This is a genomic window from Desulfosporosinus burensis, from assembly GCF_054657535.1.
Genome location: NZ_BAAHYN010000014.1, coordinates 54838 through 75558, shown reverse-complemented (window position 1 = coordinate 75558; position 20721 = coordinate 54838). Strand labels below are relative to the sequence as shown.

At 43.8% G+C, this 20721-nt stretch carries 17 protein-coding genes and 4 tRNA genes; 2 read left to right on the top strand and 19 right to left on the bottom strand.

The window, feature by feature from the left end; translation table 11 throughout:
* Positions 1-61: 61 nt before the first annotated feature.
* From lon to tig, 4 genes are all read right to left on the bottom strand, one after another.
* Positions 62-2482: an endopeptidase La gene (lon, locus tag ACYQ3Q_RS22305; protein WP_459930677.1), complete on the bottom strand. Its 2421-nt coding sequence runs from the start codon at positions 2480-2482 to the stop codon at positions 62-64.
* Between the two features lie 223 nt (positions 2483-2705).
* Entirely contained in the window at positions 2706-4451 is a 1746-nt protein-coding gene (gene lonB, locus ACYQ3Q_RS22300) for an ATP-dependent protease LonB (RefSeq protein WP_459930676.1), read from the bottom strand.
* 193 nt (positions 4452-4644) lie between these two features.
* On the bottom strand, positions 4645-5910 hold the full coding sequence (clpX, locus tag ACYQ3Q_RS22295; RefSeq protein WP_034142137.1) for an ATP-dependent Clp protease ATP-binding subunit ClpX: 1266 nt from the start codon (positions 5908-5910) through the stop codon (positions 4645-4647).
* Positions 5911-5954: 44 nt separating this feature from the next.
* Positions 5955-7238: a trigger factor gene (gene tig, locus ACYQ3Q_RS22290; protein WP_459930675.1), complete on the bottom strand. Its 1284-nt coding sequence runs from the start codon at positions 7236-7238 to the stop codon at positions 5955-5957.
* A gap of 443 nt (positions 7239-7681) precedes the next feature.
* On the opposite strand from tig, the gene ACYQ3Q_RS22285 reads away from it, so the two are divergent.
* Positions 7682-8377 (top strand): DUF421 domain-containing protein, encoded by a 696-nt coding sequence (locus ACYQ3Q_RS22285; RefSeq protein ID WP_459930674.1) that lies wholly within the window; start codon positions 7682-7684, stop codon positions 8375-8377.
* 13 nt (positions 8378-8390) lie between these two features.
* Positions 8391-8771 (top strand): DUF4363 family protein, encoded by a 381-nt coding sequence (locus ACYQ3Q_RS22280; RefSeq protein WP_459930673.1) that lies wholly within the window; start codon positions 8391-8393, stop codon positions 8769-8771.
* Positions 8772-8827: 56 nt separating this feature from the next.
* Here ACYQ3Q_RS22280 and ACYQ3Q_RS22275 read toward each other — a convergent pair.
* The 15 genes from ACYQ3Q_RS22275 to ACYQ3Q_RS22205 all read right to left on the bottom strand — a co-directional run bounded on the left by ACYQ3Q_RS22275 (position 8828) and on the right by ACYQ3Q_RS22205 (position 20555).
* Positions 8828-8911 (bottom strand) — tRNA-Leu (locus ACYQ3Q_RS22275).
* 88 nt (positions 8912-8999) lie between these two features.
* The gene (locus tag ACYQ3Q_RS22270) at positions 9000-9314 is read right to left on the bottom strand and encodes a hypothetical protein (protein ID WP_459930672.1); all 315 of its coding nucleotides are present in this window, start codon (positions 9312-9314) and stop codon (positions 9000-9002) included.
* Positions 9315-9576: 262 nt separating this feature from the next.
* Positions 9577-10764 carry a DUF5667 domain-containing protein gene (locus ACYQ3Q_RS22265; RefSeq protein ID WP_459930671.1) on the bottom strand — a complete coding sequence of 396 codons (1188 nt, stop codon included), beginning with the start codon at positions 10762-10764 and terminating at the stop codon, positions 9577-9579.
* Between the two features lie 274 nt (positions 10765-11038).
* The gene (locus ACYQ3Q_RS22260) at positions 11039-11686 is read right to left on the bottom strand and encodes a DUF1638 domain-containing protein (RefSeq protein ID WP_459930670.1); all 648 of its coding nucleotides are present in this window, start codon (positions 11684-11686) and stop codon (positions 11039-11041) included.
* Positions 11661-13649, bottom strand: coding sequence for a glutamate mutase L (locus ACYQ3Q_RS22255; RefSeq protein WP_459930669.1), 1989 nt, complete (start codon positions 13647-13649; stop codon positions 11661-11663). The genes ACYQ3Q_RS22260 and ACYQ3Q_RS22255 overlap by 26 nt, the downstream gene beginning before the upstream one ends.
* A 248-nt stretch (positions 13650-13897) precedes the next feature.
* A tRNA-His gene (locus ACYQ3Q_RS22250) sits at positions 13898-13973 on the bottom strand.
* Positions 13974-13990: 17 nt separating this feature from the next.
* Positions 13991-14067, bottom strand: a tRNA-Arg gene (locus tag ACYQ3Q_RS22245).
* Between the two features lie 59 nt (positions 14068-14126).
* A tRNA-Pro gene (locus tag ACYQ3Q_RS22240) sits at positions 14127-14203 on the bottom strand.
* A 131-nt stretch (positions 14204-14334) separates the two neighbouring features.
* Positions 14335-14940 carry an XTP/dITP diphosphatase gene (locus tag ACYQ3Q_RS22235; protein ID WP_459930668.1) on the bottom strand — a complete coding sequence of 202 codons (606 nt, stop codon included), beginning with the start codon at positions 14938-14940 and terminating at the stop codon, positions 14335-14337.
* The gene (gene rph, locus ACYQ3Q_RS22230) at positions 14937-15662 is read right to left on the bottom strand and encodes a ribonuclease PH (RefSeq protein ID WP_459930751.1); all 726 of its coding nucleotides are present in this window, start codon (positions 15660-15662) and stop codon (positions 14937-14939) included. The genes ACYQ3Q_RS22235 and rph overlap by 4 nt, the downstream gene beginning before the upstream one ends.
* A gap of 238 nt (positions 15663-15900) precedes the next feature.
* A complete protein-coding gene (locus ACYQ3Q_RS22225) occupies positions 15901-16827 on the bottom strand; it encodes an alanyl-tRNA editing protein (protein ID WP_459930750.1) in 927 nt (308 codons plus the stop codon).
* 86 nt (positions 16828-16913) lie between these two features.
* Positions 16914-18149: an RNA-guided endonuclease IscB gene (gene iscB / locus ACYQ3Q_RS22220; protein WP_459930667.1), complete on the bottom strand. Its 1236-nt coding sequence runs from the start codon at positions 18147-18149 to the stop codon at positions 16914-16916.
* A gap of 306 nt (positions 18150-18455) precedes the next feature.
* Complete coding sequence (locus tag ACYQ3Q_RS22215) at positions 18456-19172, bottom strand: heparan-alpha-glucosaminide N-acetyltransferase (RefSeq protein WP_459930666.1); 717 nt, start codon at positions 19170-19172, stop codon at positions 18456-18458.
* A gap of 66 nt (positions 19173-19238) precedes the next feature.
* The gene (locus tag ACYQ3Q_RS22210; RefSeq protein ID WP_459930665.1) at positions 19239-19898 is read right to left on the bottom strand and encodes an O-methyltransferase; all 660 of its coding nucleotides are present in this window, start codon (positions 19896-19898) and stop codon (positions 19239-19241) included.
* Positions 19899-20012: 114 nt separating this feature from the next.
* Entirely contained in the window at positions 20013-20555 is a 543-nt protein-coding gene (locus ACYQ3Q_RS22205; RefSeq protein WP_459930664.1) for a hypothetical protein, read from the bottom strand.
* Positions 20556-20721: the final 166 nt, after the last annotated feature.

The window sequence follows — 20721 nt, the reverse complement described above, 5'->3', positions numbered from 1 at the left end:
TGACGCGACCCTCCTCACGACGAGCGCATGGCCGAGGACGTGTCTTCGCGAACTCTCTTCTTTAGCAGGTAGGTGGCCGTTCTTCTGGGCTTCGTTCTGTGCTTGGAATTCCGCTTGGAGAGTATATCGAATTAATGGGAACATTTCCAGGCGCTTGATCCGAATGAGCCAACGGTAAGAGAGCGAGAGTTAGGACTTCCTCAATACGGCTGACAAAGTGAAATTCTAGTAACTTGCGAATGTTTTCGGGAATATCTTCAAGGTCCTTGCGGTTTTCTTCTGGGAGAAGCACGACTTTAATACCTGCTCGATGGGCTGCCAGAACCTTTTCTTTGACGCCTCCGATAGGTAAAACGTTGCCACGCAAGGTTATTTCTCCAGTCATAGCGAGATCCGCTCTAACAGCCCGTTTCGCCAAGGCTGACGCCATTGCAGTGGCCATTGTAATACCAGCAGAGGGTCCGTCTTTGGGTGTGGCACCTTCTGGAACGTGAATATGAAGGTCTGTTCGATCATAGAAGTCTTCTTCAATGCCCAGTTGACGAGCATAAGCTCGGACAAAGGTCCAGGCCGCTTGAGCGGATTCCTTCATGACATCCCCTAATTTTCCGGTTAAGGTTAACCTTCCTTTTCCAGGCAAGGGGGTGACTTCAATCGTTAACACAACCCCTCCAACCTCTGTGAAGGCCAGTCCTGTTACCGCCCCTATTTCAGGAGCCTTTGCCGCTACTTGGAAGTGATAACGTGGTGCACCCAAGGCAGATTCCAGATCTTCCACGGTTGCGGTATGTGGTTCCCATTCTTTTTTTACCCAGCGGATGGCTACTTTCCGACAAAAATTTGCGACTTGACGTTCGAGACCCCGTACTCCAGATTCTCGTGTATACCCTTGGACTAATTTAAGCAGAACATCCTCCTCCATGGATAAAATGTCGCTGTTCAGTCCATGTGCTTCCATCTGCTTTGGTACTAGGTAGCGCTTGGCGATATTGACCTTTTCATCTTCTGTATAGCCGCTGAGAGTGATGACCTCCATGCGATCTAAGAGTGGACGAGGAATGGTGTGCAGGGTATTAGCCGTGAGGACGAAAAGGGTTTGAGATAAGTCAAAGGGGAGTTCTAAGTAATGATCTGTGAAGGTACTGTTTTGCTCGGGATCTAGAACCTCCAAGAGAGCTGAGGCCGGGTCACCACGAAAATCAGAGGTCATCTTATCAATCTCATCGAGAAGAAACACCGAATTACGAGTTCCAGCTGTCCGAACCCCCTGAATAATCCGTCCGGGTAAAGCTCCAATATAAGTGCGTCTGTGTCCTCTAATTTCAGCCTCATCCCGTAAACCACCTAAAGACATACGCACGAATTTTCGATTTAAGGCTCTGGAAATTGATTTGGCCAACGATGTTTTTCCGACTCCCGGAGGACCTACTAAGCAGAGAATAGGACTTTTCATTTTAGGCGTTAATTTTCGGATCGCCAAGAACTCTAGAATCCGCTCCTTGATTTTCTCGAGACCGTAGTGATCCTCATTTAAGATTTCTTCAGCTTTGACTAAATCAATCTTATCGCGAGATGTCTTAACCCAAGGAAGCGCGAGAATCCAATCGAGATAAGTACGTACCACGGTGCCCTCAGCAGAGGACGGAGGCATTTTTTCTAAGCGTTCAATTTCTTTGAGTGCCTTTTGTTCAACCTCTTTGGGACACTTAGCCTTGGCAAACTTTTCGCGGTATTCATCCGCCTCCACTTGACGCTCGTCCTTATCTCCCAGTTCCTTTTGGATGGCTTTCATCTGTTCACGCAAATAATATTCTTTTTGGGCTTTATCCATCTGCTTACGCACACGCTGACCAATGCGTCGTTCTAATTCTAGGATCTCAATCTCGCGCATGATCAGTTCCGTTAAGCGTTCTAAGCGTAATTCAACCGACATTGCTTCCAGAATTGTTTGCTTATCTGGAACTTTAAGATTGAGGTGAGACGCGACAATATCAGCTAATTGCCCCGGTTCTTCCACTGCCAATACCGTTCCTAAGTTTTCTAAGGGTACGCGTTTACCGAGTTTGGCGTATTCCTCAAATTGATGCGTCATGCTTCGAATTAATGTTTCAATTTCAGGGGTTAGAGATTTCTTTTCCTCGACCATTTCCTCGACTCTTACCTTATAAAACAGGTCCTCCTCTAAAAATTCGAGGACACGACCTCGTGATATTCCTTCCACTAAGACACGCATCGTGCCTCCAGGAAGCTTTAAGAGTTGCTTGATTTCAGCGACAGTACCCATATCATACAAATCATCCGGATTCGGCGAATCAATCTCCGTTTCTTTCTGAGATACTAAGAGTATAATTCGATCTTCGAGCATGGCCTTCTCAATAGCAGCCATAGAACGTTCCCTACCTACATCGAGGTGAATAACCATATACGGAAAAACAAGAATCCCACGTAACGGGAGCAAGGGTAATTCGCGTTCTTTAATCATAGAAATCCCCCCTGTAAAGAATATACCAGTAACCAAGTTACTCAAAATTCAGCCCAGAATTATCCTTCTGAGATGTAAAGAAAACTTGGCTTGCACCAAGCTGTTAGGCGCCGGCGGAAGCCCTAGCTGCACTTATGCGCAGAAAGTACATTAAGTTATACTGTCTGACTAGTACAGAAAAAGACACACTAGAGCTAGTGTGCCAAACTTATCATTATCTATTCTAACATGTTTTGCCCTGTTCAGGCAAATTGGCAACTGCCTTTGTTACCACTTGATTAACGGCAAAATCCAATCTGCTCAAGACTTCTTCCAGAGGAGGCCGCAACTCATATTTTTCAAGTTTTATGCCTGGTACCAAGGCAATTTCTAAGACTTGAGTGAGATCTTCCACTGAAATGATCTCGATCTCACCCTGGAACTCGGCAAAGCGTTCTTGCCAATTCTCTAGAGGAATGAGCACCCTCTTGCATCCAGCTTGCTTAGCTGCTTCGATCTTTGCTGAAACACCACCTATGGGTTTGACTCGCCCACGAATGGAAAGTTCTCCCGTCATAGCTAGATAATTGTCCACCTTTTGCTGACGAATGGCCGATATTGTGGCTGTAGCAATGGCTATCCCGGCCGAGGGTCCATCAACTGGCCCGCCGCCTGGAAAATTGACGTGGATATCAAAATTTCGGGGTTCAATGCTCATTTGCCGCCTTAAAACAGTCAGGACATTTTCCACTGAGCTTCGAGCCATGCTCTTACGTCGAAATTTCTTACCTTCGTCCCCTTGTTCTTCTTCCTCGACAATTCCTGTTACCAAAAGTTGTCCTGTACCCGCTGCTACAGGAAGAGCTGTCACTTCAAGTTCTAAGAGCCTACCCATATTGGGTCCGTGTACAGCAAGACCGTTAACCACTCCAATGCTGGCTTCGGTCGGCACTTTTTTATCGGGTCGCGGTGCATATTGACCCGTGGTCACAACCCATTCCACGATTTCAACGTCCACCTGTGGCAACCGATCGGTTAAAGCGACCCCTGCCGCAAGCTGGACCATATTGACAGCCTCACGACCATTAGCGGCAAATTGTTTGATAACATCAACCGCTGCTTGGGTAATTGGCATTTCCATTTTAGCTGCAGCAACCCTAGCGATTTCAGAGATTTCATCCGGAAGCAACCCCCGGAAATAAACCTCCATACATCTGGATCGAATCGCAGGCGGAATTTGTTCTGGGCTACGAGTCGTTGCTCCCACAAGGCGAAAATCTGCGGGTAGGCCGTTTTGAAAAATATCATGGATGTGTTGAGGAATATTGGAGTCCTCGGAGCTATAATAAGCACTTTCCAGCGTCACTTTGCGATCTTCTAAGACCTTTAACAGTTTGTTAATCTGTATAGGATGAAGCTCCCCAATTTCATCGATAAATAGAATTCCGCCATGAGCTTTAGTGACCGCCCCTTGTTTAGGCTGGGGAATCCCCGCTAGTCCCATCGCCCCTGCCCCTTGGTAAATTGGATCATGTACTGAACCGATTAGAGGATCGGCGATTCCACGCTCATCAAAACGTGCAGTCGCTCCATCGATTTCTGTAAAGTGAGCGTTTGATTTAAAGGGCGAAAAGGGATTCTTCTTGGCTTCCTCCAAGATCAACCGAGCTGCAGCGGTTTTCCCCACGCCAGGACTTCCATAAATCAAGACATGTTGTGGGTTGGGACCGCATAAAGCAGCTCGCAATGCTTTGATCCCCTCTTTTTGCCCGATGATCTCATCGAAATGAACTGGACGAGTTCGTTCGGACAAGGGAGTGGTTAACGCAATCTTGCGCATTGTTTGCAATTTTTCAAGTTCTTTACGTGACTCTCGCTCAACGGAGACTTTATTTCCTTGTTGAGATTTAAGCATCCCCCAAAAATATAGCCCAATAATAACAGCAAAAACCAACTGAACAACCATAACAATTCCACTGAGTCCATTCATGCTCATATTCCCCTTCCTAGCAATCTATTAGTCTAGTATTGCCACAAAGTGGGAATAAAACACTATCAACAAAAAACACCGGTGCAACCCTTGGGCTGCTCCGATGTTTTGCTACCAATTTTAGGAAAATCACTGTTTGTGGAGTCCATGAAACCCCATCATCGAGCCTCGCGCATCGAGCCTCGCGCCTCGCCTAAGCTGACTCTTCTTTTTTGCCTTTTTTAACTTTATCCGTCATGACCAGAAGAGGTTCTTCTTTCTTTAAGACAACATCTTGGGTGACAACGCATTTCATGACATCATTGCGGGAGGGTAAATCATACATTACATTTAGCATGAGTTCCTCCACAATAGCCCTTAAGCCCCTCGCTCCGGTATTCCGACGAATCGCTTCAGTCGCTATCGAAGATAGTGCCGCGTCTTTGAATTCAAGGGTTACTCCGTCTAGTTCCATGAGCTTTTGGTATTGCTTAACCAAAGCATTCTTAGGTTCGGTGAGTATGCGAACTAAAGCTGCTTCATCCAACGCCTCAAGGGTTACTATCACGGGTAAACGCCCTACAAACTCAGGAATTAAGCCAAACTTCTGAAGGTCTATCGGTAAAATATCCTTCAGGACTTCGCCAACATTTCTTTCAGATTTGTTCTGAATATTAGCACCAAAGCCCATAGTCTTTTGTCCAGACCTATTTTGAATAATTTTCTCAATTCCATCAAACGCTCCGCCGACAATAAAGAGAATATTTGTGGTATCCAACTGGATGAATTCTTGATGGGGATGTTTGCGACCACCTTGAGGAGGTACACTAGCAACCGTACCTTCGAGGATCTTCAGTAAGGCTTGTTGAACCCCTTCTCCAGATACATCCCTAGTAATTGAAGGGTTTTCCGACTTACGGGCAATCTTATCAATTTCGTCGATATACACAATACCTTTTTCCGCTTTCTCTACATCATAATCAGCGGCTTGAATTAATTTAAGGAGAATATTTTCTACGTCCTCACCCACGTATCCCGCTTCAGTGAGTGAAGTGGCATCCGCGATTGCAAAAGGAACATTAAGCACTTTAGCCAGCGTCGAGGCCAGCAAAGTCTTTCCTGAACCAGTGGGCCCTAGCATAACGATGTTCGATTTTTGCAATTCAACATCATCGATTTTCATGCCTAGGTTGATCCGTTTATAATGATTATAGACTGCTACGGAAAGTGCTTTTTTGGCTTGTTCCTGACCAATAACATACTGATCAATCACTGACCGGATTTCCTTAGGTTTTAAAATATCTCCGATTTCAACGCCTAAGTCATCCGTCAACTCTTCCTCTATGATCTCATTACAGAGTTCTATGCACTCGTCACAAATGTAAACGCCTGGACCCGCAACCAATTTTTTTACTTGCTCTTGGGTTTTGCCGCAAAAAGAACACTTTAGTTGATTTTTGTCTTCGGTGTACTTTGCCATCCTCTCACCTCTATACCTCAGAATTTCCCCCCAAGGCGTAGGTCTTAGGTGTTCTGTTCTACTAAATAGCTAACTGTCTTTTCGCTGATTAAACTATTTTTGTAGAACTGAAGATCTCCACGCGCCATGAGGGCCTTTTTGAGCGCTACAGCGTCCTGTCCATGACGCTCACCAAGTTTTTTGATCTCTTCGTCTAGTTCGTCTTCAGAGACCTCAATTCCTTCTACCTTAGCAATAGTTTCTAAAACTAAATCCATTTTGACGCTTTCCGCAGCTTGAGGACGTAAACGTTCCTTCATGACTTCTTCAGTAGTGTTGGTATACTGGTAATACTGCTCAATTGTCATGCCTTGCTGTGCAAGATTACGATTTAGGTCCTCCACCATAACCTTGATTCGCTCCGTAATCATAACTTCCGGAATTTCGACGCTGGCATTGTCTACCACTTTAGCAAGGATTTTCTTGAGATGTTCATCTTTGATTCTTAATTCAGTTGTCTTCATTAATTTATTCTGTAAGTCGGCTTTCAATTCATCAAGAGTCTCAAATTCACTGACATCTTTTGCAAATTCATCATCTAGAGCAGAAAGTTCTTTACGCTGGATTTTTTTGACACTAGTTTTGAAAACGGCGTCCTTTCCAGCAAGCTCTGTACTATGATATTCAGCTGGGAAGGTAACGTTGACATCAACCGGTTCTCCGATTTCAGTTCCAATCAGGCCTTCCTCAAAACCAGGAATAAAGGTACCCGACCCGATAACGAGCTCATAGTCCTCCGCTTTACCACCTACAAAGGGAACTCCATCAACGAAGCCTTCAAAGTCAATGCTGACGGTATCATCATTTTCTACCTTGCCCTCTTCAAGAGTAACTAGGCGGGCATGTTGTTGCTGTTTGCTTAATAACGCTTCCATGACTTGCTCTTCAGTGATGCTTGCTGCATCTTGTTCAATTTGTAACCCTGTGTAAACTCCCAGCTCAACCTCAGGCTTGACCATGACTTTGGCCTTAAAGATTAGGTCTTTCCCTTCTTCGATCTGTACTAAGTCCACTTCAGGACGATCGACAGGGTCAATTCCGCTTTCCATAACGGCTGATGCATAGGCTGGTCCGATCAAATGATCTAGAGCTTCGTCGTAAAGGGCTTCCTTCCCGACATGTGCCTCAACCATGCGGCGTGGAGCTTTTCCTTTTCTAAACCCTGGAACATTGACTTTCTTAGCTAAATTCTTGGCTGCTTGGTTGACCGCGCTGACAAACTTTTCGGACTCTACAGTTACTTCTAAAGTAACAAAATTCTTTTCTAGTTTCTCGACTGAGACTGACATATATTCTCCCCCTTAAAACACTAATTACTCTATGTGCAAGGCAGTTGTGGGATACTTCGATAGTCTTACCGTTTTTCAAGACTACAAACCCCCGCTCAGGCCAAATACATCAAAAGAAACAAAAGTTTAACCTGAAACTCTTTACATATAGCACAAAAAATTTACTAATCAATTATAACAGACTTATAACACGTAATCAAATTGCGTAAAACTAGTTCAAACGCCCATGTAGCAAAGGATCTCTGATAGGATACGCAGAAGTTAAGTAAAGAAATGTTTCCACATAAGAGTTGGATGCGGGAAACCGCCAATCTAATTCTGTGAGGAGTGTACAGACAATTCCGTTTGGATAACTCTTTTCATTTAGGGCAAAATAACTCACGTGATTATCAAAAGTGCTTTAATCGAATTTAGTCTTTTTAATATGAAAAAGGAGATCGAATATGATCGTAGTTGTGCTCAGAACTTTAATTCTTTACACACTGGTCATCGTCGCCCTTCGCATGATGGGAAAACGGGAAATCGGCCAATTGCAGCCTTTTGAGCTGGTCGTTATTCTCATGATTTCCGATCTAGCTGTCATCCCCAGTGAGAATATAGGCATTCCACTCCTCAGCGGCATCATTCCGATCTTAGTCCTTCTCTCTGCAAGTATGACCTTGGCCTGGATTTCCTTAAAAAGCGAAAGAGCTAGAGATATTATCTGCGGAAAACCTAGTATTCTCATCGAACGTGGAAAAATCCTTGAAGACGAATTGAAAAAGAATTGTTATAACCTTACTGACCTACTCGAAGAACTCCGCCTTAAAAACGTCCCCAACATTGCTGATGTGGAATATGCCATACTGGAAAACAACGGTCAAGTGAGTGTCATTCCCAAATCTCAGAAAAGGCCAACTATTCCTGAAGACTTTCAGATCACGCCCCCAGTCGAAGGGTTGCCACTGGCCCTTATCTTAGACGGAAAGCTCAATCAAAGGAACTTAGTCCAGAGCAATAAAGACTTGGCATGGTTAAAAAGCGAACTTCAAAAACAAATGATATTGAGAATCGAGGATGTCCTTTTAGCAAGTATTGACTCTTCTGGCAAGCTCTTCGCACAAGCTAAGCTGCGCGGTTCTAAAAACAATCACAGATAGAGAGGTGAACCCCGTGCGCACGCTGTTGCCGATTATACTAATTACTCTATTGTTATTTGGTGGCTCATATACCACACATCGCTTTATTCAAACCACGACCGAGATGATTGGGGATCAGCTTGATACGGTCGAACGATCCCTTGCGCAGCAAAAATGGGAGTTCGCTAAAAATGAATTATCCACTGCTCAACAAAGTTGGGAGACGAGTGACATCTGGTGGACTGTTCTTCTCGATCATCAAGAAATTGAAGCCATTGACCTTAGCCTGAAGCGGTTAGAAAAAAACATTGAAGCTCAGGACTTTTCACATTCTATCGGAGAAGTATCTACTTTAAAACTCCGATTTAAAAGTATTTACGAATCTGTTAACTTGACTGTGAAGAACATTTTCTGAGAAACTAAACAAAAGATACGCTGAGACGTTGCCCCAGCGTACCTAAGTTTTCTTATTGGTGCGGGAAACAGGACTTGAACCTGCACGGTTTACCCGCTGGAACCTAAATCCAGTGCGTCTGCCAGTTCCGCCATTCCCGCAAATTGGAGTTCTTGCTCCAGAAGAAATAATACCATAGTTCTAGTAATATGACAAGTGTTTGATATATTTACCAGCATTCTGACTTTATTAGCCTATACTTTGCATTAGCCAAAAATATTCAAAGATTAAGATTAACAAATTGATGCCCACCAAAACCATTAAATTCTTTAACCAATTTAATGGGTATCTCCAATAATAAAACAGGATATTAAAGACTACTAAAAAAGCCGAACAAATACCCCAGCGCACGTAAAGTCCCGAGTCTTGTGAGATCAAATGTATAAACCATACAATGGGGATAAACAAAAATACGCCCATAAAGGTAATCATGGTGTACCCGATCATACGACGGAGATCGTCCGGATTCGGCTTAGGCTTAGGTTTTTGCTTTTGTTTGTCCATTTGTCGTTTTCACCGTCTTTCTCGGTCCTCATCTTACCACTTTAGATTTAGTATACCACGTTTTATCACGAACGTGGAGAATCCAAGGCCCACTCAGCTCAGTTTGACCAATCCTCATGGCAAAGGGGATGTAAGTCCTCTCTAAATTAGGAAAACCCCTGTTCACGATAAAACGACTGTCTCTAGCACAGAAAAAAAGCGACTCATCAATCGAGCCGCTTTGTTAATAGTTATTATCTTGTGATTATAAATAACCCTCTTATTAATCCCGTTTGTCTGATTTAGCCTTTTTATCCCCGCCGTTATCCCGACTCTTTTCTTTGCTTGGTTCATCCCGTTTGGTTTTCTCCTTGTTGTCTCGTCCAGACGATTGAGTACTCGTTGTTGGTGACTTCTGAAGTTGCGCTGGAGCGACGGTCACAGAAGTTGGCTGGCTGTTAGAAGGTTCTTGAGAAGCTGGAGCAGTCTCCTCTGAAGTTATATTGTCTGTATCGTTATCCTCTGTATCATTACCTTCTGCATCATTATCCTCATCGTCTGACTGCTCAACCTCTTCTTGTTGAATAGTTCCTTTTTCTTTGAGTGATTTTTTAAAATCTTTTAATACTATTTTAGCTTGCTTTTCCAAGGATTTATCCTTGGTTGCTGACATTTCTGTTGTTACTGATTCCGTCGCTGGAGCTGTCGTTGCTGGGACCGTTTCTGAAATTGTTACAGTAGGGATCGTTAGGGCGACTTTGGCCTCTTGCTTCTCTATCTTTTTGACGGCCTTCTCCATGGAGTGCACAACATTAAGGGCTAATTTTTGAGCGGCCTGCGGGGGAAGCTTTTCCAATAAATTACTTAAAACATTAATATTATTAGAATTAACATTGGTAAGGGCGATGTTGAGCTTTATAGCTTTTTCAGTGTTTGGATCTTCGACTTGCTCTAGGAATTCCTGGGCCTTAGTGATCTTATCGCTATATTCGCTTAATGCAATCTCAGCAGCTTCTATCTTTCCTTCTGACATTAGTTTCTGAGCTCTTGCCAACTTTGCGAGTGCTTGTCTTTCACTTAACTCACTCTTGCGCACCGGGTCAAAGGTCAGGGCGAGTTGGAGTTTTCCAATTAAATTGGTAAACCAGTTAGAAGGAGCCACTTCAACGCCATCGTCATCGGTAACTGGCGTATCGTCTGTGGTCGTATCGTCCGTCGTTTCATCGTCTGTGGTTGTGTCGTCTGTCGTTGTATCATCTGTCGTTGTATCATCTGTCGTTGAGCCGTCTCCTGTTGCATCGTCTGTAGCTGTCGTGTCTGTGGTAGCAACGTCAGTGGTTGTTGTCTCGGAAGTTGTTGATGTCGTCGTCAATGAATTGTCCGTTTCAGCCAATACCATGGATGTACCAAGCGGGAGTGTTAGTAATGCTACCGTCACGGCAACTGCGAGTTGTTTTTTCATCTTTTTCATTTTCCATCCTCTTTTCTTTTGTTGTAGTGGTCTAATAAGTATTGCGACCTTAATTCTTGTTTTATGCTTTTATGCTTAACCCTTACATAATTATTTACGAACCTAAGGGTTCTTTTTTAGGGGGTGAAGAAATAAATTGGGCTGAGAATCGAAATAGATTCTCGGCCCAATTAGCTTTACGCCTATAAAACACATCGGACAAACAAACGGAAGACAGACATCATTACTCATACAGACCTATGGCTAACTTAAGTAGTATTAGGTTTAAAGGCTCTTAAAAGAAGCTTTCTTGGGTAACCATCATTTTTGGGGGAATCACAACAAAATCCCTTCCCCAATCTCCAGATACTAATCTCTCTAAAAATTGACAGGAACCCTTTCGTTCTTCAAATTCGGCTCCCATAAAATCGGCCACTTGTTTTGAATAGTCCATAAGGGGTTCATAATCTCCGACTTCTGTATCGATAAAAACAAGTCTCTTGTAATTGTGATATTCAGTATCAATAATATACCGAGCGTTCACTTCACCGTATTTTCCGCAATATTTCTGAAACTCCGCCAAAGGTTCAGCGCCTTGATCGATCCAGCCCTTGCTCAAATAGATGGTTCCAGGCGATTTGTCGAATTCCTGTTGGTAAATCTGTCGTGAACCGAGCAAAAGACTGATACAGTCGTGAACTCTGGGGATAACCAACGTATGGGTTCTGGAGTGAAGATTCACGACTCCATTGGAACACAACCCATAGCCAAAAAGTAGGGTGTCATGCTCTTGATCCGCATCAATTCTGGCTTGCAGCTCTAAGTTAAGTTTTTTGGGCTCGCGATGAAGTGCATAGGGCAACAGTTCATAGGACATACCTTGAGGTAGCACTTTTTGAATTTCATCGGCCATTGTACTACACACAAAAACCTTTGCTTTCATGGTTACAACCCCTCTCTTCTTGACAGTATCCGGAGGCAATGATCTCGAAGAACTCTTCAATGAAAATCTTACCATACTCCGTATCACTCGTCACTTTATCCCGATTCACGGTGATCTCTGGGTTGGTTATTCCGGCCTTTTTGGCACTTTCTATGACAATTTCCTTACCCCTAGTTAGAATTCTCTCGCAGGCATCATCATAGTACATAAATGCTTCGCATCCCCAAGGTGCGTGGACTTTGAACCCCGGTTTAATTAAGGCGGTAATCTTCTCGCTAACCCTTCCCATTGCTGCCCCAATCGCACTAGCTACTTCACTGTGCTCAGGAATCATCACTTCGGTTTTCAATAGATGACCCACTGCCGGTAAATAGGCTTTTACGGGGGCCCCGATCGCGACAATGGGGTAATTCAAGCTGATTGGAACACGAATATCCGAGTCCATTGCTTGCTTGAAAAAAGGCTCTAGGAAAAACTTAAAGTTTGCATCCTTCATATCGAACAGATAACCTTGTTTGGAAGCGATGCTCTGCAGCGTAGAGAGAGCCAGTAATTGAGTCATGTTCTCTAGACATTTTGTGGCAAAGTTCTCATGACTGCATCCATAAGTATTAGCGAGGATTCTTGCTCCTTCTAGTGCAGCATCGACATTCCATTTTTTTAAAAGACTAAGGCAATGCAGAGCATCTGTCGGAGTAAACGAAATGCGTCCAATAATTCCCGCTTGTTCGAGAGAATTGAGCGCAAATGGGCTCACGTATTTCCCAATTTGCTCTCTTAAAATCAGAACATTATGGGGCCCGTCCTCAAGAGCCTTGATAATTAAGGTTTCATCGCGACTTAAACTTTCTAGAGTACGAGGGGGTTTAACGATTATCCAACAATCTATTGTTTGGGCGTTAAAGTTAGTACCGTTACTCAAGGGTTTTGAGCTCTGGATTTCGCGAAGCTCTTTAACTAAATAGGGATAGCGTAAGCTAATAACACTCAAGGGCCTCACTCGAGTCGGACCAATACCTAGCTGACCCTTTCCCGGAACTGTGATATAACTATCCCCTCCGATCCCAAATGTACTGATCCCCGCTGTATTAATATGTGTTTTCCACCCAGCTACGATTGCCCCCTCATCATGCATTCTCCAACATTTATGTTTGACAATTCCGATGTCAGAGGTAGTGCCGCCCATATCCAGCGTTAAAAACGTATCCAAACCCGAGAGAAACATTGCCCCGACGATACTTGCGGCCGGTCCCGACAGGATTGTCTCAATAGGCTTTTCAAGTGCTTTTTCTTCCCAAATTAAAGATCCATCCCCTTTTACCACCATTACATGTGCTTCAATCCTCTTTCTTTTAAGCACTTGTTTTACTGCTTTTAGCAAGTCGGAGATAATGGGCAACAATTTTGCGTTTAAGCAGGCTGTCACTGTCCGTTCATAAAGCCCGATGTTTGAGCTTAGCTCATGCGCACATACAATGGGGACATCCCATTCTTTGCGCACTAACACTTTGGCTTGATTCTCATGTTCCGGATTTCTAATACTGAAAATCCCGGAGATGGCCAAAGTGTCCACTTCATTTTTCATTTGCCTAATGACGTTCATAAGTTCTTCTGTATCAAGTTGACTCTTTGCCACTCCAAGCCCATCGTGTCCGCCTGAAATCAAGCTAATCTTATGGGCCGGGTAAGTTCCGTCCGGTTTATTACCGATCAGAATTAACCCTACTTTGCCGCCACGACCTTCCACGATCGCGTTGGTAGCGAGGGTCGTCGAAAGAGAAACCAGCTTAATCTGTAAAGGATCCAGTTCCCCAATATTGTCGATGCACTCTTCGATACCAATTGTCAAATCCTGCGGTGTAGTAAAGGCTTTAGCCTTTGCAACCACTACTTTGTCCTCAAAATCTAAAAGCACACCATCCGTATAGGTTCCTCCAGTATCAATACCTAAAATAAAGGACACTGTTAGCACACTCCTTCACAGAATTGGATCAATCCCAGCAAATAAAACTAGTTAAATGCAATTTTAATGCCACTGTTAAATAAGATAACCTACCCTGAGATAGGCCGTTTCAAGTCAACTTCGACTTTAATACCGAGTCATTTCTGACTCCAATAAATGTCAAGTTCTCTGTTCCAATTACATTTCTGATTCCCGTTGAATAACTGAAAAAACACCGAGAATAAATTCTCGGTGTTACTTTTGCTTTATGGGGTGGGTGATGGGGCTTGAACCCACGAATGCCGGAACCACAACCCGGTGCGTTAACCACTTCGCCACACCCACCATAAGAGTTTAATTATTGGTGCGCCTGGAGAGATTCGAACCCCCGACAACCTGCTTAGAAGGCAGATGCTCTATCCAACTGAGCTACAGGCGCAGATCAAGGATTACGACTGTCAACCAGGTACTACTTCAACAAGGGACAACCAGAAATAATGGTCGGGGCAGAGGGATTCGAACCCCCGGCCTCCTGCTCCCAAGGCAGGCGCGCTACCAAGCTGCGCTATACCCCGATTTGGTGACTTGATCAGTATAGCTCATCTTGATCAATTCGTCAAGAACCAAAGCGCACTTTTTCAATTATTTTTCAAACCTTTTAATAGACCTTTTTTTCTTGCCTTTTCTCTTAGATCTTTTTAGATTTCTAGATTCTAATATTTCCCCTAAGTGTTTGGAGTATCGGGATCACTTTGCGAAATGCCTGAGCTCTGTGGCTCAATTTGTTTTTCTCAGTCAACGTCAATTCTGCCATCGTTCGCGCATACTCAGGAACATAAAAGAGAGGGTCATAGCCAAATCCATCCGTACCGCGACGTTGTCTTAAAATTTGACCTTCAACACTACCCTCAGTAAGAAATTCTTCCCCTTCAGGGGTCACTACCACTAATGCACAGCGAAAACGGGCCGTCCGTTTGTCATCACTGGTGGACTCTAACTGTTGTAAAAGTTTTCCATTGTTACGTTCATCGTCTTTTGGCTCACCGGCAAAACGCGCAGAATAGACTCCTGGCGCACCATTTAAAGCGTCAACTTCTAAACCAGAATCGTCCGCTAGGGCAATCAGTCCTGTTTTCTGAGCGGCGACTCTAGCTTTTAGGGCGGCATTGTCCGCAAAGGTCACCCCATTTTCTTCTACCTCTTCCCAGTCTGCAAGATCTCGTAAAGAAAGAACTTCGATCGTTTCATCCATCAGCAGTTCTTGAAGTTCCTTGATTTTGCCCTGGTTTTGAGTGGCAAGTATAATCTTCATGAGCTCGTTTCCACTGCCGACTTCTGCACATCCATTAGAGATCGGATTCCTTTTTCAGCTAGTTGTAAAAAGTTATCTAAATCAGCTCGATCAAAGGGAATATCTTCTGCTGTTCCTTGAATTTCAACGAACTTTCCAGAGCCTGTCATGACAACATTCATGTCTACTTCGGCATGGGAATCTTCCTCATAGGCTAAATCCAAGACTGCGTGTCCCTGAACCTTTCCTACAGAAACCGCTGCTAGGGAATCTATGATTGGGTTCGTTCTAATAAGCTTTTTTTCCATTAAAAATTGAACTGCATCAACTAGGGCTACGTAGGCGCCCGTAATGGCTGCCGTTCGGGTTCCACCATCTGCTTGAAGCACATCACAGTCCAGCCAAATTGTACGTTCACCGAGCTTTTTTAAATCCACGACAGAGCGTAGCGCCCGACCAATTAAGCGTTGAATTTCCATCGTTCGACCAGTGAGTTTACCTTTGCTCGCCTCACGTTGCGTCCGAGTCTGAGTCGCTCTCGGAATCATGGCGTACTCAGCTGTGACCCATCCCTTACCTGATCCTTTTTGAAAGTAAGGCACTTTTTCCTCAACACTGGCTGTGCACAGAACTCGAGTATCCCCGATCTCGATAAGAACTGAACCCTCAGGTATGTTTGTAAATTGCCGTGAAATTTTCACAGCTCGTAATTCATCATAAGCTCGACCATTTGAACGTTGCATATAAATAACCCCTAGCCTTTCTTTGCACGAGTCAATTTTGCTGTTTGTCATTTTTTAGTTTATCAGAATAGAAAGCGAAATGCCAATCCGCTGGCCACTACTCGAACATGGACGTTCGAGTTCGAACACCGCCATGGCTCAAACAAGGATGTTTGAGATTAGAGTGACGCCATGGATGGCAAGGTGTCGTGATAGCAAGTCACCGTGATGGCAAGAAGGGACCCGGCTTGTGCGACAGCTAAATATTGCGATTATACCCTCCGAACAAATCAACCGCTCGGGTAGGCGACGTCTCTTCTCCCACAATACCAGCAATAGTATAGAGCTGCGCGATCGGATCAAACCTGAATTCCTTTAGCAAGTGAAACCCTTTAATCTCGCTGGATCGCCGAATATGAATTCGAGGACCTGTGCACGGATAAAGTATTTCTCCTACCCGAATATGACCGTCATTGGCAAAAGAAATGGGCAGATCCGCTTTGATTAAGTCCAACACACGGTGCTCTACCAAATCTAAATCAATATCTGGTTTTTCCGGCAATTCTAACACAAAACCATGTTTGATGTCACTGTGTACTTCGGGTTTTTCTAAGCCCATTTCTTCCAAGATCATCGAGGTAATGTCCTCAGCACTATGGGCCATGCGCCGATACTTGATTGAATCGAAGACAATCGATGCTATACTGTGCGGTTCTGGTCCGAACACCGTCGGCCGAGTTACAATCACTTCTTCTCCTACCCCTATCAAAACTTCGGCATTAATCCCGAGCTGGGCATAGACCAGGTCGAAGTGTTCAACCACGACGCGATGCCCAGTAGAAATGGCTTTCTGAATGGCTTCTGCAATCTTCCAAGGTTGGGTAAACGCAGACTCGAAGCGAACATCTAGATGGTAGGTATGATAGCGAAAATGTCCACGCTCAGCATCCTCCATTAAGGGTAACGGTCGAATATTAATACCATCGTCATCATTGGTAAGTTCTAGTCCAGGAAACATTCCCCGAATCAGCAATGATTTGCCGGCACCTGCATCTCCCACAAACCCAATCAGCTTATCCTCTGGGCTTAAATATCGCTGTTGGATATTGGTTCCCAAAAAAAGAAGCCGCTTCTTTCCACGCGGAGCAAAATAAACCGCCTGCATCAAATGTTCGTGCACAAACATGGCCAAACGTTAGTCCTCCATTTCATAATGGCTTGGCAGGAAACCACTATCCCTTTAGGGTAGTGGAGGAATGTCGTACACATACCCTAACCTGCCACCCTCCTCTCGGTTAATAGACTTTTTCTTCTTTCAATTAATTTGAAAGATTTGCAACTGATACTACCTTTGTTTACCTTAGTTCCGTCTAAAGTCCTGATATCGAAGAAACCACTATTTCTTCTTCCGAAGATGTAGTACAACTTACCTTGGTATTGAATCTTATCAAACAGTCTAAACCCTTTTACCTCAAATTGTGCTTGGTTTAACTTCTTGACACCACCTTTCAAGATGTTTGCCTTATGGATTTGCCTGTTATGGCATCTTACTTTCTTAGAGAAGTAAAAATAGTCCAATCTTTTGACCATAAGGTTGCCACTGATGCATAATGCGTCAATACGATGTTCTTTTGGCAAGCTGTTGGCGATTCTTGTGTTTTTAGTAATATAACCATATGTCAAACTTACAATAGGATACATTTCTTTTAATCTATTGTAAAAACTCCATCTCATAATCCCCATGAAGGTAGCATCTTTGAACTTTTGACCTCTATTGATGTTTAATTCTAGCTTACCTTTATGGTAGTGGTTATGGCATTCTTCACACAGAGTAATTAAGTTGCTAGGTGAATCTCCTCCAACCTTCCTAGTTTCAATATGATGAACATTGAATATCTTGTTTTTACAACCTTTTTTACCTTGACATTGATGCCCATCTCTGAATAACACATACTCTCTAATATTCCAAAAATCCATCTGTTCACCTTGCTGATAGTCCGTACCACTGATACTAGGGTTTTTGATCTTTTGAATATCAAAGCTTGCTACTTCAACGATTACTTTTGACACAGGCAATACCTTATATACATTACGAACAACCGTTAAATGAGTTTGTATTTTGTTTTCAATAGAAGGTGCTAACCATCCCTTGTTCTTGCTTTTGACTCGATTTAAGAATCTTGGTTTCCTGTATCTCAACCTATTTCTTCTCGTCCGTCTATTCTGTCTTCGAGTAGACAATAGATCAACGACATCATTTCTTAATTGAATATCTACTGAGTAGAGTTCGTTATTTTCTGTCGTTGCAGACAACCCAATCATTTTACTTCCTGCATCAACGCCAAGGGTAATTTCTTGCTTGTATCCACTTGAACCATGCAACAACTGTATCGTAAATGGTTCTAACTTAACAACTTTTGCCTTGCTCTGTTTTAATAGTCTTCTTGCTTTAGACGACTTGCAAGGCATTAACGGTTTCCCATTTTGATTTAAAACATAGGTTAACATAAAACCTATCTCCTTTCAGAGTTAAAAATCCTTAGACAATGTTATATAAGTTTGTCATGCCTAGCACACTGTTCCGTACCACACAGAACTGTTTAATGATAGACCATAGAGCCGTAGATTAGGACAAACGTCCACGGGTATGATGGCTTATATAACGTAGCAAGTTAATGCTTAGTCTAGTCAACATGTGGCTTATAGTTACCTACAAGCCACTATCCCTTTAGGGTAGTGGTTGTTGACTTCACTGGCTTTTGGCTTAAATCTATTATCTCACAGGATCGCTTACAATAATACCCAAACTTCATATTATCCGAAGCGTTTTATGACGAAAAGGATGGTGAAAATTGAGAGAAGAATTAGGGGTTGATGGACTAAATAGATACCCAAGGAATTTCGGCTCAACCAGCGAATGCGTTCAGATTTTAGCTTGAACGAAAATCTCGGGACTGATCTATGTTCATAAAAATGCCGGTAAGCCAAAATACCCAAGAGTGTCATCCCTATGTACGGAAAAAGAGGATAATAATCCATGGATCCGAACCCTTTATTCATAAGGCCGAAGGGAAGAAAGAGACTCGTCTCTAATAGCTGTCCCTTAAACCAAAAGCCGAGTAGGGCGGAAAAGGCCGAGAGAACCAAGAGTATCGGCGATGACAACTTAGATAAGAAGGGGGATAAGATCATCGCCACCCCTAAAAAGTGTAAAATACCGAAGCGGACATACTGATCTTTCATGACCAAATAGGTCACCATTGTGATTCCCATTCCATACAACAAAACCTTGAAGCCACGCTTGACAGGGGATCTGCTAAACCCACTCGCAAGCCCTGCTATAAAGATAAAGAGCAGAGCGGAGGTTTTTCCGATCCAAAACCAAAATGGGTCCTGATAATTAAGATTGATCCCGGCAAACTCCTTCAAGTCATACACAAGATGAAATAAGACCATCAGCACAATCGCTAGCGCCCTAAGAAATTCGATCTCCCCATGACGCTGGTCAGAAATTCTCTCATTTGATTTCAATCCAATCCATCTCCATTTCCATTTTCCGATCTTTCCGCCTCATTCTTCTTACTTGTTCAACTTTAGTTAAACGAGTTCACTTGTGCTAACTCGCCGACTTACTGATACCCCATCACCAAACGGCAAAACCGTGGTGGAGAAATCCGAATTCTGGCAAAGATCCTGAAGAAACTGACGCAAACCACCTACCATTCGGTCATATTTGGGCGCAAAATCACTACCCGGCACTACCCAACCCCGAAATAGCACGTTATCTACGACAAGCAAGCCCTCTGGAGCAATTAAAGGGTAAATATGACTCAAATACTCCAAATACTCTCCTTTAGCAGCGTCGATAAAGACAAAATCAAATTTAGAATTCAAGGTCGGCAGTATTTTTCGAGCATCTCCCTCTAAAGTTGTAATACGCTCTCGGAGTCCAGCCCGTTCAAAGTATTTAATTGAGCGTCCCAGACGATCCTTGTTCAGATCGATTGTAGTGACCTGCCCGCCAGTCCTTTCTGCGGCTCGCGCCAACCAAATCGTAGAATATCCAATCGCTGTCCCTATTTCCAAGATTGACTGGGCCTTAGTCATATGTACTAATAAATTGAGGAAATTTCCAACTGTCGGCGTCACCACCGGGATCGTTTCCTTTAGGGCCTGCTCTTCCATCTCCTGCAGTAATGGCTCCCGTTCACCCAATAAGGTTTCCAGATATCGTTCCATTTCAAAAGGGTAAAACAACGTAATCTCCCTTTCTGCTCGATTGATTGAATCAGCTGCTTATTTTCTTCCACTTTACCACAAATGATTTTAGAACGCACACAAAACAAAAGTATGCACTTTCAGTGGTATTGCTTAATCGCCAAACCAAACAAACCACAGAAAGAAGCATACTTTTTCTGATATTATGTCCGAGGAGCAGATACTATTGTTTGTCGATATGCCATCCGTCGTAATCCAAATGCAAGTCAGGAACCGTCCCCGACTTACACGACTTACACGACTTACACGACTTACACGACTTACACGACTAGCATAGACGGTGCACATGAAATGTGCCGTCTCCCAAACCTCCCGTTCTCCCGTTCTCCCGTTCTCCCGTCCTTCCGTCCTTCCGTTCTTCGTTCTTCGTTCTTCCGTCCTTCCGTTCTTCGTCCTTCCGTTCTCCGACCCAAGCCCGGGGACGCAGTGTGACACGAGCGCGACGTCTTTACGAAAGCAGAATAGCAAACTTCCGTTCAAGCGACCGACCCCAGACACGGGGCAGTGCACAAGGTCCCTTCTCGCCGTCACGGCGCCTTGCCATCCATGGCGGCGCTCTAATCTCGAACGTCCTGTTCGAGTCTTGGCTACAGGGACACTTGTCCATCCATGGACGGCGGATGGCGAGTTTGGCACGATAGTCTCCAGTGACGATAGTCTCCAGTGGAGAGTATCGCCGAAGCCGCTAATCTCCAAACAATACCTACCGGCGTAGGATTATTATCGCCGTAGGCGGGTTCTTTTATATAATACTATCGCCGAAGGATGAACCCCGCTCCCCATAGTAGGAGCTTGAACGGTT

Coding starts and splice junctions, on each gene's coding strand:
- lon (WP_459930677.1), bottom strand. CDS start 2,482: ATGATTAAAGAACGCGAATTACCCTTGCTCCCGTTACGTGGGATTCTT.
- lonB (WP_459930676.1), bottom strand. CDS start 4,451: ATGAATGGACTCAGTGGAATTGTTATGGTTGTTCAGTTGGTTTTTGCT.
- clpX (WP_034142137.1), bottom strand. CDS start 5,910: ATGGCAAAGTACACCGAAGACAAAAATCAACTAAAGTGTTCTTTTTGC.
- tig (WP_459930675.1), bottom strand. CDS start 7,238: ATGTCAGTCTCAGTCGAGAAACTAGAAAAGAATTTTGTTACTTTAGAA.
- ACYQ3Q_RS22285 (WP_459930674.1), top strand. CDS start 7,682: ATGATCGTAGTTGTGCTCAGAACTTTAATTCTTTACACACTGGTCATC.
- ACYQ3Q_RS22270 (WP_459930672.1), bottom strand. CDS start 9,314: ATGGACAAACAAAAGCAAAAACCTAAGCCTAAGCCGAATCCGGACGAT.
- ACYQ3Q_RS22265 (WP_459930671.1), bottom strand. CDS start 10,764: ATGAAAAAGATGAAAAAACAACTCGCAGTTGCCGTGACGGTAGCATTA.
- ACYQ3Q_RS22260 (WP_459930670.1), bottom strand. CDS start 11,686: ATGAAAGCAAAGGTTTTTGTGTGTAGTACAATGGCCGATGAAATTCAA.
- ACYQ3Q_RS22235 (WP_459930668.1), bottom strand. CDS start 14,940: ATGAAGATTATACTTGCCACTCAAAACCAGGGCAAAATCAAGGAACTT.
- rph (WP_459930751.1), bottom strand. CDS start 15,662: ATGCAACGTTCAAATGGTCGAGCTTATGATGAATTACGAGCTGTGAAA.
- ACYQ3Q_RS22225 (WP_459930750.1), bottom strand. CDS start 16,827: ATGTTTGTGCACGAACATTTGATGCAGGCGGTTTATTTTGCTCCGCGT.
- iscB (WP_459930667.1), bottom strand. CDS start 18,149: ATGTTAACCTATGTTTTAAATCAAAATGGGAAACCGTTAATGCCTTGC.